Genomic DNA, 12846 nt, shown 5'->3' on the forward strand with positions numbered 1-12846 from the left:
TATTTTACTCCTTAAACTAGTGAAATTTAAATTCAGGCAGAAGTTCTGCTCTGAGGAATTGAAATACCTATACGCTCTAAAGCTTCTATAACTTCATCGGCTGATTTGGAACCAAAGTTTTTAATCTCTAGTAGATCCTCATAACTAAATCCCATTAAATCAGAAACTGAATTAACTTGTGCTCTCTTGAGGCAGTTATATGCTCTAACTGAAAGATTTAACTCTTCTAAAGGAATCTGAGCTTCAGCAGCAGGTTCGGGTTCAGGAGGTATCTCTTCAACCATAGTAACAGTTGCAAGAGGTTGAAAAAGCTCTATCAACTGATTAGCTGCTTCTGCAACAGCATCATCAGGAGTAATCGAACCATCAGTAACAACCTCTAAACGTAATCTTTCACGTGTGGAGCCACCTTCTGATACTGCAGTCTCATCAATAGTGAAATTGACTTTTTTAACTGGCATAAAAACCGCATCAATCTGCAGTAAATCAATAGCAGAGGTCTCATCATTACTTCGATCTACTGGCCTATAACCCACTCCTCTTTCAACATGAAGCTCTAATTCAAGGCTATGACCAGAATGGACTGTAGCTATTGGACGCTCAGTATCAACTACTTGAACTTGAGAAGAAAAGTTCAAATCTCTAGCTTTAACTTCAGCTGGACCTGTGGCAACTAGGCGCCCAATTTCAAGCTCTTGACTTCTACTATTAACTGTTAGCTCTTTGCAATTCAATAAAATATCTAAGACATCTTCTCTAACCCCAGGTACTGTTGCATATTCATGGTTTACACCAGAAATACGTACTGCTGTAACTGCACTGCCCTCGAGGCCTCCCATAAGGACTCTTCGAAGAGAATTGCCTAAAGTTGTTGCTTGACCTCTCTCCAGAGGTCCAATTAGGAATATTCCTGTTTGGGAACGATCATCAGCAACTTGATGGTCGATCCGATCAATCTGGTATTGCAACACGGGCTAAATCAATAAGTAGAAAGTTTAAAGGAGATCACACAAAGTGCAAAAGGCTAAACGCGTCTGCGCTTAGCCCTTCTACATCCATTGTGTGGAAGAGGGGTCACATCTCTAATCAATGTGATTTCAAGACCAGCTACTTGCAATGCGCGAATGGCTGTTTCTCGACCAGAACCTGGCCCTCTTACGAGGACCTCGATCTGACGCATGCCTTGATCAAGAGCTCGCCTAGCTGCTGCCTCGGCAGCAGTTTGGGCTGCAAATGGTGTCCCTTTTCTAGCTCCTTTAAAACCACTTGCACCGGCTGATGACCAAGAGACAACTTCTCCGTTCGTATCAGTGATAGAAACAATTGTGTTATTAAAGGTGCTCTGAATGTGCACAACACCATTAGGGACGTTGCGCTTGGACTTTTTTGAACCTGTTTTCTTTGTTGGTGTGGCCATTAGATTGGGCCTTTTGTTTGTAAATGGTGAAAGCCTTCATAGAAGGCAAGGATGAATTAGATGTTATTTCTTCCTTCCTGCAACTGTCTTCCTAGAACCTCTTCTAGTACGAGCATTGGTTCTAGTTCGTTGTCCTCTAACTGGAAGACTCATCCTATGGCGACGACCACGAACACATCCTATGTCCTGCAGTCGTTTAAGAGCCATGCCCTCCTGACGACGTAAATCACCTTCAATTGTAAAAGATTCAGTAGCTGCTCTAAGCTTTTGAACATCTCCATCATTTAAGTCCTTAACACGTATGTCAGGATTAACCCCCGTTTGAGTCAGGATCTTTTGGGCTCGGGTTAAACCAATCCCATAGATATAGGTGAGGGCAATTTCAACCCGTTTTTCACGGGGTATGTCAATGCCAGCGATTCTTGCCACTTAAACTTTCTATTGAAGGTAAGTAATTCCCTGCATTAAAGGGAATAGTGAGTAACTAAAAGAATAAGGCCTTGACGTGCGTCTAAGCTTATGCCTTTTAATTTAATTAAATACAGACCAAGGTTCAACCTTGACGCTGCTTGTGCTTTTGAGTAGCGGTACAAATGACCATTACCCTGCCATGGCGACGAATCACCCGACACTTTTCACACATTTTTTTGACTGAAGCGCGCACTTTCATAGAGTGTGGCTCTCCATATTTACAAAAGACAACTTTACTACACTGCTCAACGTAATTGTTCTTTGATCTGACTATTCACATCTTCAATAGTGCCACAACCATTTACAGACTTAAGTATTCCTATATTTTCATAGTGATTTACCAATGGAGAAGTTATATCTCTATATATCTTGAGTCTGTTTCTGATTACAGCTTCTGTATCATCCTTTCTGCCTCGTGAAAGCATCCTTCTAGCAAGTGTCTCATCATCTATATCTATTAAAAGTACTGCCTGAACAGGTTGTTTAAGTTTTAAAAGTAATTCATTCAACAATCTAGCCTGAGGAAGATTGCGAGGAAAACCATCTAGAAGCCAGCCTTGTTCTTGATTCAACAATCTTTTCTCAACAATAGATAAAACAATTCCATCACTAACAAGTTCACCTTTATTCATTATGGATTCAGCAGCTTTGCCTAGCTTCGTCTCGGAAGAAACCTCTTCTCGCAATAAATCACCAGTAGATAAATGCAAAAAACCGTAGTTTTCGCAAATCAAATTTGCCTGAGTACCTTTCCCAGCTCCAGGTGGTCCTAAAAAAATCAAACGATTCTTCATTTTATTTAAATAAAAAAGAATTCATATGAGGTTTATTGACGAACAAGTCCTTCATACCTTTGTGAAATTACATAAGTTTGTACTTGCTTAGCAGTGTCTATTGCAACACCAACAAGAATCAACAAAGATGTTGCACCTAAGCCCTGAAATGTTTGGACATTTGTAGCTCTCTCAACAGCAGCAGGAACAATAGCAACTGATCCTAAAAACAGTCCCCCTAATAAAGTTAATCTGTTTTGAACACCTGAAAGATACTTAGAAGTAGCACTTCCAGGCCTCACTCCAGGAATAGCAACACCTCCTCGCTTTAAATTTGCTGATATATCAATTGGATTAATGGTTAATGAAGCATAGAAATATGCAAAGCCAACAATTAAAGCAAAAAAAGTAATTGCATATGGCCAAGGATTTGATGCACTTGGATTTAATGCTCCAGCAGCTCTAATTAAAAAAGGATTCTTAGTAAAATTGGCAATTGTTATAGGAAGAAAAATTAATGCAGAAGCAAAAATAATAGGCATAACACCACCTGCATTTAATTTCAAAGGAAGATAGCTTTGTCGATTAGGTAATAATGCAGTGCCACCTATTTGCCTTTTTGCACTGACAATAGGTAATCTCCTTGCACCTTCTTGAACAAAAATTATCCCAACAATTGTGATTAAAAATACTATTAAAAGGACAATAATTCCAAAGACATCATTTCTATCACCAGTTTGAGCCTTTTCAATAGTAGAACTAAGTGCCTTAGGAAGAGTAGCAACAATATTCAAAAAAATAACCAAAGAAGCACCTTGACCAATGCCTTTCTCGGTAATAATTTCACTAAGCCACATGACAATCATTGATCCAGTGACCAATGCAATAGCTGTTTGAAAAACGAATTCAACCTCACTCAAGCCTTCTATTGCATATTGCCTAAGAATTAATGCAAAAACCAGGCTTTGCATAAGACCCCATCCAAGAGCAACGTAGCGAGTAATCTGAGATATTTTTCGTCGGCCAGCTTCACCTTCATTTTTTTGCAAATCTTCCAATTGAGGTAAAGCAGCAGTTAAAAGCTGGATAATTATCGATGCATTAATAAATGGCAAGATGCCAAGAGCAAAAACACCGAGAGTCGAAATACCGCCACCAGTAAAAATATCAAGAAACCCTATCAGCTGACCTCCCTGCTGAATAAATTCCTTAAAAGCTTCTCTATCTATTCCTGGGACTGGGATATAGATTCCCAATCTTACAAAAAGAAGCATACCCAAGGTTGTTAAAACCCTGCCTCTAAGTTCCTTATTTAGAACGAGTTGGGTTACTACTTCGGATGCACTTGGATTTCTACTTCTAGTAACAAGCATGAACTTAAATGAAAAATTTCAAGCTATCAAAATAAATTTAATGGATAAAACCTGAACTTAGTTGAATTTAATTAAAAACCTCACAGGTACCACCTGCTGCTTCAATTTTCTTTTTAGCAGAAGCAGTAAAACTTGCAGCTTGGACTAGCAATTTAACCTTTATATTTCCATTACCAAGAATCTTTAATGGATATTTAGGGCTGGTGACAATACCACTTTTAACAAGAGAGTCAAGATTGACAGTAGTTCCTGCCTTGATTTCATTCAAAGAGGCAACGTTGATCACGGTAAAAAACTTTGGATTTATCAAAGGAAAGTGTTTTAATTTCGGCACTCTTCTATATAAAGGCATTTGTCCACCTTCAAATCCTGGTCTGGTAGGCCTACCAGATCTTGATTTCTGACCTCTCATGCCAAAACCACAGCTTGCCCCCTGACCTGCTGCAATCCCACGTCCTTTACGCAATTTCTTTTTGCGAGCACCTTTATTTGATTTTAAAGAATCAAGTCTAATAGTCATGAGAATTCAGGAATAAATCTGTTCGAGGGAGATACCTCGTTCTTTAGCAGTTGCTTTGTGAGTTCTTAATAAAGACAAAGCTACCATTGCAGCCCTTGCATTATTTAAAGGTGTTTTACTTCCAAGCCTTTTTGCAAGAACATTTTTAATTCCAGCAAGCTCTAAAACTGTTCGAATCGAGCCTCCAGCAATTACACCAGTTCCAGGTGCTGCAGGGCGAATTAAAACACTCGCTGCTCCATCTCTTCCATTAGATAGAGTTGGTATAGAGCTACTTGGTGTCAAAGGAACTTTTACAAGATTCTTCTTGCCATCTGCAACGCCTTTGCGAACAGCCCCTATAACATCTCCTGCTTTACCAACACCAACTCCCACCTGACCTTTCTCATTGCCAACAACGACTATTGCTCGGAAACTCATTTTCTTTCCACCTTTAACTGTTTTAGAAACCCTTCTTATTTGAATAACCCTTTCTTGCCATTCAGAATCCCTTTCTTGATTTCTTCTATCTGAGCGTCTTCCGCGTCGATCACCCCCACGGCTATTACCTTTACGCTGCTCCTGTCTACCTTCTGCAGCTACAGGAGCAGAAGATGATGAATTCTCTTTTGTTTTAGAATCAGTCATTGTTAAAAAGAATAATCAAAATGTAAGGCCAGCTTTACGGGCAGCTTCAGCTAAAGCCTTAACCCTACCGTGATAAAGGCTTCCACCTCTATCAAAAACTACTTGCTTAATGCCTCTGTCAAGAGCACGTTTTGCGAGAAGCTCACCTACTACAGCCGAAGCAGCACAAGTGCTAGCGTTGACTTTACTATCTGAAAGCAACTCTTTTTCAAGAGTTGAAGCTGAGCAAAGAGTGTTTTGAGCAATATCATCAATTACCTGAGCATAAATATGGTTATTTGAGCGGAACACAGCTAGACGAGGTCGCTGATCAGTTCCACTCAAACCACGTCTTAAACGCTTATGGCGCTTTTGAGTTTTTTGTTTTCTAGAAAGAGTTGCCATGATGAAAAAAATTAATTAAGTGAAAGAGCTTTATTTTTTACCAGACTTACCAGCTTTGCGAATAATACGTTCACCGGAATACTTAATGCCTTTCCCCTTATAAGGCTCTGGAGGTCTTATACCACGAATCTTTGCTGCTTCATTACCAACCAATTCCTTATCAATCCCAGAAACTAATACATTAGTGTTGCTTTCCACTTTGAAAGTTATGCCATCTGGAGGATCTACTTCAACTGGATGACTATAGCCGGCACTAACAACAAGCTTTTTACCTTTCACTTGTGCTCTTGATCCAACACCAACAATCTCTAATTTTTTAGAATATCCATTGCTAACCCCTTCAATCATATTAGCGATCAAAGTTCTTGATAAACCATGGCGCTCGCGACTCTTCCTTTTATCACTATCAGCAGAAACTATTATTAATCCATCAGATTGAGCAACACTTACCCCTTCTGGAAGAATTCGACTTAGCTCCCCTTTAGGACCCTTGACTGTCACAGATAAACCATCAAGAGTTACTGCAACCTTATCGGGAATTGATATGGGTTTTTTGCCAATACGAGACATAATAAAAGCTCCTAAATTAATAGACGTAACAGAGAACTTCTCCACCAACACCCTGCTTGCGAGCATCGCGGTCGCTCATCACACCCTTAGAAGTGGAAATAATAGCAACTCCCAATCCCCCTAAAACTTTTGGGAGTCCACGATTGTTTTTATAAATCCTCAAACCAGGCCTGCTGACTCTCTTCATAGAACGAATAGTAGGATTTTTATGTTTACCGCTGTACTTCAATTCAAGAACAAGCTGAGTCTTAACACCCTCACCTTCCTCACTAATGTGGGAAATAAATCCCTCATTTTGAAGCACTTTTGCAATGCTTCTAGACATGCGAGAAGCAGGAACAAGAGTCTTCTCATGACGCTTTTCACTCGCATTCCTAATACGAGTAAGCATGTCTGAGATTGGATCATGATTAGCCATAAGTTTAATTGCTCCGAAAAGGCATTCCCATCTCCTTGAGAAGAGCTCGGCCCTCCTCATCGGTTCTGGCACTTGTAACAACGGTTATATCCATACCTCTAATAACATCAACTTTATCAAAAGAAATTTCAGGAAAAATAAGCTGTTCTTTAACTCCTAAAGTAAAGTTTCCTCGACCATCAAAACTTTTAGGACTAACTCCTCTAAAGTCCCTGATTCTTGGCAAAGCAAGATTTATCAATCTTTCTAAAAAGGCATACATTTTTTCACCACGCAGGGTTACCGCACAACCAATTGGCATCCCCTGACGAATTTTGAATCCAGCAATTGCCTTTTTCGCCCTTGTTACAAGAGCTTTTTGCCCAGTGATTGTTGACACCTCAGCCAAAGAAGCTTCTAAAGACTTAGAGTTTTGAGCTGCTTCTCCTAGGCCTCTATTAACATTAATTTTGACCACCTTAGGGACTTGATGAATATTAGAAAAGCCTAAATCTTTCAATAATTTAGGTCTAATAGTCTCTCGATAACGATTTTTGAGTGACATGGTTGATTTAGAAGGAGTTCTGAATGTTTTGAGAATTAATAAAGATGGAGGAAATGAGAAATTTCAAGAAAGATTGGTGAAAAATTAATCAATTAATTCACCGGTCTTTTTAAGTCTTCGTTTTTTAGACCCATCCTTATCAAGGAAAATTTCTACACGACTTGCAACTTTTTTATTAGTTGAATAGACCATTACATTTGAAGCATGGAGGGAAGCTTCTTCAGTAACTATCCTTCCTGACTCTCCCTCTTGAGTAGGTTTAACATGCCGTGTACGTAGGTTTACACCTTGAACAATCACACGATTTTCAATTGGCATTGTCTTTAAAACCTCTCCTGTTTTGCCTTTCTCTTTTCCGTTGATAACTTGAACTGTGTCACCCTTACGGATTCGCATCTTGATAGGTAAAGAAGGTTTTTTAGTTTGCTTAGAATTGAACATTTAAATTACCTCCGGAGCTAAAGAAACAATTTTCGTGAAATTACGCTCACGTAATTCACGTGCAACTGGTCCGAAAACCCTTGTTCCCCTGGGATTTTTATCTTCGTTAATCAGAACAGCCGCATTGTCGTCAAAACGAATCGAATTACCTGTATTACGTCGCAATGTTGCTTTTGTTCGAACAACTACTGCCTTAACAACATCTGATTTTTTAACACCCATATTTGGTACAGCATCTTTTACAGCTGCAACTATTACATCGCCAACATGTGCATATCTACGATTAGAGCCCAAAACACGAATGCATTGCAGGCGTTTGGCACCACTGTTATCAGCAACAGTCAAGAATGTTTCTTGTTGAATCATTTGAGAACCTCTTCCTCTTTAGTTGTTGAACTCAATACTGCTGAAACAGCCCACCTCTTAGTCGCACTAAGTGGCCTTGTTTCAGTAATACGAACTCTGTCACCGACCTTGCATTTATTTTTTGCATCATGAGCTTTATATCTAGTAGTTCTACTAACTGTCTTTTGATAAGTAGAGTGTGGAAAACGGTTTTCAACAGCTACTACAACTGTTTTGTCCATCTTGTCACTAACAACGGTTCCTAACCTTTCTTTGAGAGCCATGATTTTAAAGAAAATTGTCGGTTTTAGGTATTAGAGCGACTGCGTTCGCCCTGAATAGTTAAAAGCTGTGCAAGCTGAACACGAGCTTTCTTAAAGAGATGAGTCTGAGTCAACTGCCTCGTAGCTAGTTGAAAGCGAAGATCAAAAAGCTCACGACGAGTAAGATCAATCTTTTCTTTAATCTCAGCGTCAGACAACTTGGCAACATCTGATTTAGCTAATTCAGCCATGATTTAAGACTCCAATGTAGTGACTGATGAATCAGTAGCTGCCGTATCAGTCTGAGTAGCAGTTTCACCCTCATTCAAATTAGTGAATGAAGATTTAGGAGGGGCCTTCCCAACTTGAGTAGGTTTTTCTCCTTCAGCCAATGCCAAGAATTTTGTTTTTATTGGCAGCTTGTACTGAGCAAGACGCATTGCCTCTTTAGCAATTTCCTCAGTGATTTCTTCACCACCCATTTCAAAAAGTACTCGCCCAGGCTTAACAACTGCAACCCAAAATTCAGGGTTACCTTTACCTGATCCCATACGAGTTTCGGCAGGTCTCATTGTTACTGGCTTATCAGGGAAAATACGAATCCAAATTTGACCTCCACGTTTGACATAACGAGTCATCGCACGTCGACTGGCTTCAATTTGCCGAGAGGTAATCCATCCACACTCTTGAGCTTGTAAAGCAAACTGACCAAAGGCAATTTTATTCCCTCTAGTCGCGATGCCTCTCATACGGCCTCGTTGCTGCTTGCGAAATTTTGTTCGTTTTGGACTAAGCATTAGTTACACCTCCTTATTTACTATCATTAGATCTATCCTCAAATTGTTGAGGCCTTCGGGAACCTTTCCTGCGAGGACTGGCCCCAACAGGCAAAGGTTGTTCTTCCTTAGAAAGAACTTCTCCCTTGAAAACCCATACTTTGATGCCGAGAACTCCATAAGTTGTATTTGCAGTTTTATTTGCATAATCAATTTCTGCTCTCAAAGTATGAAGAGGAACTCGTCCCTCTCTTGTCCATTCAGATCGAGCAATCTCAGCTCCATTCAAACGTCCCCCTACTTGAATTTTCAATCCAAGGACCCCTGCTCTCTGAGCGCGTTGCACAGCCATACGAATTGTCCGACGAAAAGCAACCCTTTTCTCCAATTGTTGAGCTATATATTCAGCTAATAAGTGCGCATCTGCATCCACTCTCTCAATTTCGACAACATTGATACGAACCTGTCTGCTGCGATCACCAATTGTCTTCTGAATTCCTGATCTCAATTCTTCAATCCCACTACCTTGACGTCCAACAATTACTCCTGGACGAGCAGTTTTAAGCTCAACTTCTAGCTGATCGGCTTTGCGCGCAATTAAAACATCACTAATTCCTGCTGCTCCATACTTCTTCTGAATAAAAACTCGAATACGATCATCTTCCTGAAGAAGCAAAGGGTAAGTTTTACTCGATGCATACCACCGAGAACGATGCTCCTGAGTGATCCCAAGGCGTAAACCATTTGGATGGATTTTATGTCCCATCAGTCCGAATCCTCCGAGGTGGTTGTTTCATTAGCAGGAGCCACAGCAATACTGATATGGCAAGTTTGTTTTTTGATAGCGAATGCCCTCCCCTGAGCTCTTGGTCGATAACGTTTCATAGAGGGACCCATATCAGCTGATGCAGTTTTAATGATGAGAGAAGAAGGATCTAGGCCAAGATTATTCTCTGCATTAGCAACAGCAGACCTAAGAACTTTTGTAATAGGTCCGGTTGAACGATAAGGCATAAATTCAAGCATGATCAAAGCATCGCGATAAGTTCTTCCTCGGATTTGATCTAAAACACGGCGAACCTTAGATGCAGATCCTCTAATAAAGCGACCATGAGCTTGAGCAAGTGATGAGTCTGACACTTTAACGACCTCCTTTTTTATCTTTCATATGACCTCTATAAGTTCTCGTAGGAGCGAATTCCCCTAACTTGTGGCCAACCATTTGCTCTGTAATAAAAACAGGTACATGAGACTTGCCATTATGAACAGCAATAGTATGACCAATCATTATTGGCAAAATCGTTGAGGCCCTTGACCAAGTCTTAATGACTGATTTGTCATCATTGCTATTTTGTTTTTCAACCTTTTGAAGAAGGCTGTCGGCAATAAAAGGGCCTTTTTTAAGTGAACGTCCCATGGAGAATTAAGAGAAATACATGACGATGAAGAACATCAAGAATCACGCCCCCCTCGACTCCGTTTGGAGACTCGACGACGTTTCCTAACAACAAACCTGTTACTAGGTTTATTACGCTTTCGCGTTTTCAATCCTAAAGCAGGTTTCCCCCATGGAGTAACAGGACCAGCTCGACCCACTGGGGCCCGGCCCTCACCTCCACCATGAGGGTGATCGCAAGGGTTCATAACACTACCCCGAACTTGAGGCCTTCTACCAAGCCATCTTTTTCTACCTGCCTTACCTAAACTAGTATTTCGAATCTCTGAATTCCCAACCTCTCCTAGAGTTGCATAACATTCTCGCCGAACGAGCCTTACCTCTGTAGAAGGAAGTTTCAAAGCTACATATTCACCTTCTTTAGCCATAACCTGAGCGCTAGCTCCAGCAGAGCGAACCATTTGACCACCCCTACCTGGGTATAGCTCAACACAATGAACACTGGAGCCTAAAGGTATAGCTGATAACGGCATCGCATTACCAGTTTCAAAGGGTACATTGGAACCAGATAAAACTTTTTGACCTACGTGAATCCCCGAAGGGGCAAGAATATAACGTTTTTCACCATCTTCATAAAAGAGCAACGCTAATCGAGCATTGCGATGAGGGTCATAATGAATAGCTGCGATTTTTGCCGGCACATTATGTTTATTGCGCCGAAAATCAACAAGTCTATATTGTCTTTTATGTCCACCGCCACGATGTCGACAAGTAATAACTCCTCTGTTATTGCGACCCTTAAGACGATGCTTAGGAACAACCAAAGATCTCTCAGGCTTTCTCTCAGTAACTTCATTGAAGTCAGTTACCACTCGTGTTCGAGTGCCTGGGGTATAAGGACGGAAAGTACGGATTGCCATTGTTTTTAACCTTCAGAATCAGGGAACAACTGAATTGAATTTCCTTCAGCCAACCTTACTATTGCCTTCTTTACCTGGGCTCTTTTGCCAGAAAAGCGGCCAACTCGTCTACTTCGTCGAGGGGGATTCATGGTGCTAATTCCAATAACTTTGACATCAAATAGTTTTTCTATTGCCGCCTTAATATCTGGTTTAGCAGCACGATGATCAACTTCAAAGGTGTACTGATTTAAATCCATAGATCTCGTAGCCTTTTCAGTAATCAAAGGACGGCGAATGATATCTGGAAGGCGGTCTTTAAACATTTCAGTCATTTCCATATACCTCCTGGATTTTTGACAAAGCATCTTCCCCAATAATCAGAGAAGTAGCATTCAACAAATCAAATACATTGAGATGATCTGCACCTATAAGCTTTACTTTATCCAAGTTCCGAACAGACTTTCTAATAATCTCTGATGGTTCAGAAAGGATAATAAGAACTTTGGAATTAGCCGCTAAACCTAAACGACTAAGGAAGTCTTGGATTTCTTTAGTTTTAGGTGCTTTGATTTTTGATCCAAAATCTTTTACAGCAATTACATCCTCAAATCTGGACATTAATGCTGTTCTCAATGCCAAACGTCTCTCCTTCCGATTCATACCAAGCTTGTATTGCCTTGGCTTAGGCCCAAAAATGATCCCACCGCCTGGACGAAGAGGTGTACGTATAGAACCTTGCCTAGCTCTTCCTGTGCCCTTTTGCTTGTATGGTTTACGCCCTCCTCCTCTGACCTCAGCCCTAGTCAAAGTACTTGCTGTTCCTTGGCGAGAATGTGCTTGCTGACGTAATACAGCTCTATGCATTAAGTCAACGGCGACAACTTCTTTAGCGACGTTCAAGTCAAGATTTGCCTTGCCAGTTTCTTTGCCCTGCCAATCAAAGACAATACAGTTTGCCATTTTAATTACCTCCTTCTATTGAAATCAAACCAACCCGATTTGCAGGTCGAATATTGACTAATGAACCAGGTTTACCAGGTAAAGATCCCTTTATAACTAATAGGTTGTGATCAGTATCTATCTTCATAATGATTAATCCCCTAGTAGTAATCTTTTTACCTCCATAGCGTCCTGCCATTCTTTTACCTGGATAAATTCTACCTGGAGTAGTACCTGCTCCTGTAGATCCAGGTTCACGATGATTTTTAGAGCCATGACTCATTGGTCCTCGGCTAAAACCATGCCTCTTTTGATAGCCAGAGAAACCGCGGCCCATGCTGGTCCCACTAACATCTACCTTCTGACCCGTCTTAAAGTTTTCAACTGTTATTTGAGCTCCCAATTCATATTCATCTAAATTATCCACACGATATTCACTCATATATCTAAGAAGTTCTTTACCTGACTTAGAAAGATGACCTTTAAAAGGTTTATTAATCAACTTATCTCGCACAGCACCAAAAGCTATCTGAACAGCAGAATAACCATCAGTTGCTGCGCTTTTAATTTGTGTAATACGACATGGTCCAGCCTGTACCAATGTGACAGGTACAGACCTTCCAGAATCGTCAAAAAACTGGGACATGCCCAACTTCTTACCTAAAATGCCAATAGACATAAAAATGC

At 40.5% G+C, this 12846-nt stretch carries 24 protein-coding genes; all 24 read right to left on the bottom strand.

From position 1 onward, the window contains the following. Positions 1–32: 32 nt before the first annotated feature. Positions 33–971, bottom strand: coding sequence for a DNA-directed RNA polymerase subunit alpha (locus EV07_RS08130; RefSeq protein ID WP_036919316.1), 939 nt, complete (start codon positions 969–971; stop codon positions 33–35). 53 nt (positions 972–1024) lie between these two features. Continuing rightward, entirely contained in the window at positions 1025–1417 is a 393-nt protein-coding gene (rpsK, locus tag EV07_RS08135; RefSeq protein WP_036919318.1) for a 30S ribosomal protein S11, read from the bottom strand. 63 nt (positions 1418–1480) lie between these two features. After that, the gene (gene rpsM / locus EV07_RS08140) at positions 1481–1846 is read right to left on the bottom strand and encodes a 30S ribosomal protein S13 (protein ID WP_036919321.1); all 366 of its coding nucleotides are present in this window, start codon (positions 1844–1846) and stop codon (positions 1481–1483) included. 124 nt (positions 1847–1970) lie between these two features. Next, positions 1971–2087, bottom strand: a complete 117-nt coding sequence (gene rpmJ / locus EV07_RS09485) for a 50S ribosomal protein L36 (RefSeq protein ID WP_011125841.1) — start codon at positions 2085–2087, stop codon at positions 1971–1973. Positions 2088–2133: 46 nt separating this feature from the next. Further along, positions 2134–2682, bottom strand: a complete 549-nt coding sequence (locus EV07_RS08145) for an adenylate kinase (RefSeq protein WP_036919322.1) — start codon at positions 2680–2682, stop codon at positions 2134–2136. A gap of 32 nt (positions 2683–2714) precedes the next feature. Beyond that, the gene (gene secY / locus EV07_RS08150; RefSeq protein WP_036919325.1) at positions 2715–4034 is read right to left on the bottom strand and encodes a preprotein translocase subunit SecY; all 1320 of its coding nucleotides are present in this window, start codon (positions 4032–4034) and stop codon (positions 2715–2717) included. A 67-nt stretch (positions 4035–4101) separates the two neighbouring features. Further along, on the bottom strand, positions 4102–4554 hold the full coding sequence (rplO, locus tag EV07_RS08155; protein ID WP_036919326.1) for a 50S ribosomal protein L15: 453 nt from the start codon (positions 4552–4554) through the stop codon (positions 4102–4104). A gap of 6 nt (positions 4555–4560) precedes the next feature. Further along, positions 4561–5181, bottom strand: coding sequence for a 30S ribosomal protein S5 (gene rpsE / locus EV07_RS08160; protein WP_036919329.1), 621 nt, complete (start codon positions 5179–5181; stop codon positions 4561–4563). A gap of 15 nt (positions 5182–5196) precedes the next feature. Then, complete coding sequence (rplR, locus tag EV07_RS08165; RefSeq protein ID WP_036919332.1) at positions 5197–5565, bottom strand: 50S ribosomal protein L18; 369 nt, start codon at positions 5563–5565, stop codon at positions 5197–5199. Between the two features lie 30 nt (positions 5566–5595). Next, on the bottom strand, positions 5596–6135 hold the full coding sequence (gene rplF / locus EV07_RS08170) for a 50S ribosomal protein L6 (RefSeq protein ID WP_036919335.1): 540 nt from the start codon (positions 6133–6135) through the stop codon (positions 5596–5598). A 16-nt stretch (positions 6136–6151) separates the two neighbouring features. After that, positions 6152–6553, bottom strand: a complete 402-nt coding sequence (rpsH, locus tag EV07_RS08175; RefSeq protein WP_036919338.1) for a 30S ribosomal protein S8 — start codon at positions 6551–6553, stop codon at positions 6152–6154. Positions 6554–6557: 4 nt separating this feature from the next. Continuing rightward, entirely contained in the window at positions 6558–7097 is a 540-nt protein-coding gene (gene rplE, locus EV07_RS08180) for a 50S ribosomal protein L5 (RefSeq protein WP_036919341.1), read from the bottom strand. 84 nt (positions 7098–7181) lie between these two features. Next, positions 7182–7493, bottom strand: a complete 312-nt coding sequence (gene rplX, locus EV07_RS08185) for a 50S ribosomal protein L24 (protein ID WP_152557651.1) — start codon at positions 7491–7493, stop codon at positions 7182–7184. A 45-nt stretch (positions 7494–7538) separates the two neighbouring features. Then, the gene (gene rplN, locus EV07_RS08190) at positions 7539–7904 is read right to left on the bottom strand and encodes a 50S ribosomal protein L14 (RefSeq protein WP_036919344.1); all 366 of its coding nucleotides are present in this window, start codon (positions 7902–7904) and stop codon (positions 7539–7541) included. Beyond that, a complete protein-coding gene (gene rpsQ / locus EV07_RS08195; protein WP_036919346.1) occupies positions 7901–8167 on the bottom strand; it encodes a 30S ribosomal protein S17 in 267 nt (88 codons plus the stop codon). Before rpsQ ends, rplN begins: the two co-directional genes overlap by 4 nt. Before the next feature lie 23 nt (positions 8168–8190). Beyond that, positions 8191–8397 carry a 50S ribosomal protein L29 gene (rpmC, locus tag EV07_RS08200; protein WP_036919348.1) on the bottom strand — a complete coding sequence of 69 codons (207 nt, stop codon included), beginning with the start codon at positions 8395–8397 and terminating at the stop codon, positions 8191–8193. Between the two features lie 3 nt (positions 8398–8400). Next, a complete protein-coding gene (rplP, locus tag EV07_RS08205) occupies positions 8401–8943 on the bottom strand; it encodes a 50S ribosomal protein L16 (RefSeq protein ID WP_036919351.1) in 543 nt (180 codons plus the stop codon). A 13-nt stretch (positions 8944–8956) separates the two neighbouring features. Beyond that, complete coding sequence (gene rpsC / locus EV07_RS08210; RefSeq protein ID WP_036919354.1) at positions 8957–9688, bottom strand: 30S ribosomal protein S3; 732 nt, start codon at positions 9686–9688, stop codon at positions 8957–8959. After that, positions 9688–10062: a 50S ribosomal protein L22 gene (gene rplV, locus EV07_RS08215; RefSeq protein WP_052043942.1), complete on the bottom strand. Its 375-nt coding sequence runs from the start codon at positions 10060–10062 to the stop codon at positions 9688–9690. The genes rpsC and rplV overlap by 1 nt, the downstream gene beginning before the upstream one ends. Before the next feature lies 1 nt (position 10063). Further along, the gene (rpsS, locus tag EV07_RS08220; protein WP_036919360.1) at positions 10064–10339 is read right to left on the bottom strand and encodes a 30S ribosomal protein S19; all 276 of its coding nucleotides are present in this window, start codon (positions 10337–10339) and stop codon (positions 10064–10066) included. A 35-nt stretch (positions 10340–10374) separates the two neighbouring features. Beyond that, the gene (gene rplB / locus EV07_RS08225) at positions 10375–11238 is read right to left on the bottom strand and encodes a 50S ribosomal protein L2 (protein WP_036919363.1); all 864 of its coding nucleotides are present in this window, start codon (positions 11236–11238) and stop codon (positions 10375–10377) included. Between the two features lie 5 nt (positions 11239–11243). Further along, complete coding sequence (locus tag EV07_RS08230) at positions 11244–11552, bottom strand: 50S ribosomal protein L23 (RefSeq protein WP_036919781.1); 309 nt, start codon at positions 11550–11552, stop codon at positions 11244–11246. After that, complete coding sequence (rplD, locus tag EV07_RS08235) at positions 11545–12180, bottom strand: 50S ribosomal protein L4 (RefSeq protein ID WP_036919366.1); 636 nt, start codon at positions 12178–12180, stop codon at positions 11545–11547. The genes EV07_RS08230 and rplD overlap by 8 nt, the downstream gene beginning before the upstream one ends. A gap of 1 nt (position 12181) precedes the next feature. Further along, the gene (rplC, locus tag EV07_RS08240; RefSeq protein WP_036919368.1) at positions 12182–12838 is read right to left on the bottom strand and encodes a 50S ribosomal protein L3; all 657 of its coding nucleotides are present in this window, start codon (positions 12836–12838) and stop codon (positions 12182–12184) included. Between the last annotated feature and the right edge of the window lie 8 nt (positions 12839–12846).

This window comes from Prochlorococcus sp. MIT 0603 (assembly GCF_000760215.1).
In the GTDB taxonomy this organism is placed as follows: Bacteria; Cyanobacteriota; Cyanobacteriia; order PCC-6307; family Cyanobiaceae; genus Prochlorococcus_E.

Excerpts from the sequence above, each read along its gene's own strand:
- rplO (WP_036919326.1), bottom strand. The coding sequence starts at position 4,554 with ATGACTATTAGACTTGATTCTTTAAAATCAAATAAAGGTGCTCGCAAA.
- rplF (WP_036919335.1), bottom strand. The coding sequence starts at position 6,135 with ATGTCTCGTATTGGCAAAAAACCCATATCAATTCCCGATAAGGTTGCA.
- rplE (WP_036919341.1), bottom strand. The coding sequence starts at position 7,097 with ATGTCACTCAAAAATCGTTATCGAGAGACTATTAGACCTAAATTATTG.
- rplR (WP_036919332.1), bottom strand. The coding sequence starts at position 5,565 with ATGGCAACTCTTTCTAGAAAACAAAAAACTCAAAAGCGCCATAAGCGT.
- rpsH (WP_036919338.1), bottom strand. The coding sequence starts at position 6,553 with ATGGCTAATCATGATCCAATCTCAGACATGCTTACTCGTATTAGGAAT.
- rplC (WP_036919368.1), bottom strand. The coding sequence starts at position 12,838 with ATGTCTATTGGCATTTTAGGTAAGAAGTTGGGCATGTCCCAGTTTTTT.
- EV07_RS08230 (WP_036919781.1), bottom strand. The coding sequence starts at position 11,552 with ATGACTGAAATGTTTAAAGACCGCCTTCCAGATATCATTCGCCGTCCT.
- rplN (WP_036919344.1), bottom strand. The coding sequence starts at position 7,904 with ATGATTCAACAAGAAACATTCTTGACTGTTGCTGATAACAGTGGTGCC.
- rpmC (WP_036919348.1), bottom strand. The coding sequence starts at position 8,397 with ATGGCTGAATTAGCTAAATCAGATGTTGCCAAGTTGTCTGACGCTGAG.
- rplD (WP_036919366.1), bottom strand. The coding sequence starts at position 12,180 with ATGGCAAACTGTATTGTCTTTGATTGGCAGGGCAAAGAAACTGGCAAG.
- rpsQ (WP_036919346.1), bottom strand. The coding sequence starts at position 8,167 with ATGGCTCTCAAAGAAAGGTTAGGAACCGTTGTTAGTGACAAGATGGAC.
- rplP (WP_036919351.1), bottom strand. The coding sequence starts at position 8,943 with ATGCTTAGTCCAAAACGAACAAAATTTCGCAAGCAGCAACGAGGCCGT.
- EV07_RS08145 (WP_036919322.1), bottom strand. The coding sequence starts at position 2,682 with ATGAAGAATCGTTTGATTTTTTTAGGACCACCTGGAGCTGGGAAAGGT.
- rpsS (WP_036919360.1), bottom strand. The coding sequence starts at position 10,339 with ATGGGACGTTCACTTAAAAAAGGCCCTTTTATTGCCGACAGCCTTCTT.
- rpsC (WP_036919354.1), bottom strand. The coding sequence starts at position 9,688 with ATGGGACATAAAATCCATCCAAATGGTTTACGCCTTGGGATCACTCAG.
- secY (WP_036919325.1), bottom strand. The coding sequence starts at position 4,034 with ATGCTTGTTACTAGAAGTAGAAATCCAAGTGCATCCGAAGTAGTAACC.
- rpmJ (WP_011125841.1), bottom strand. The coding sequence starts at position 2,087 with ATGAAAGTGCGCGCTTCAGTCAAAAAAATGTGTGAAAAGTGTCGGGTG.
- rplB (WP_036919363.1), bottom strand. The coding sequence starts at position 11,238 with ATGGCAATCCGTACTTTCCGTCCTTATACCCCAGGCACTCGAACACGA.
- rpsE (WP_036919329.1), bottom strand. The coding sequence starts at position 5,181 with ATGACTGATTCTAAAACAAAAGAGAATTCATCATCTTCTGCTCCTGTA.
- rplX (WP_152557651.1), bottom strand. The coding sequence starts at position 7,493 with ATGCGAATCCGTAAGGGTGACACAGTTCAAGTTATCAACGGAAAAGAG.
- rpsK (WP_036919318.1), bottom strand. The coding sequence starts at position 1,417 with ATGGCCACACCAACAAAGAAAACAGGTTCAAAAAAGTCCAAGCGCAAC.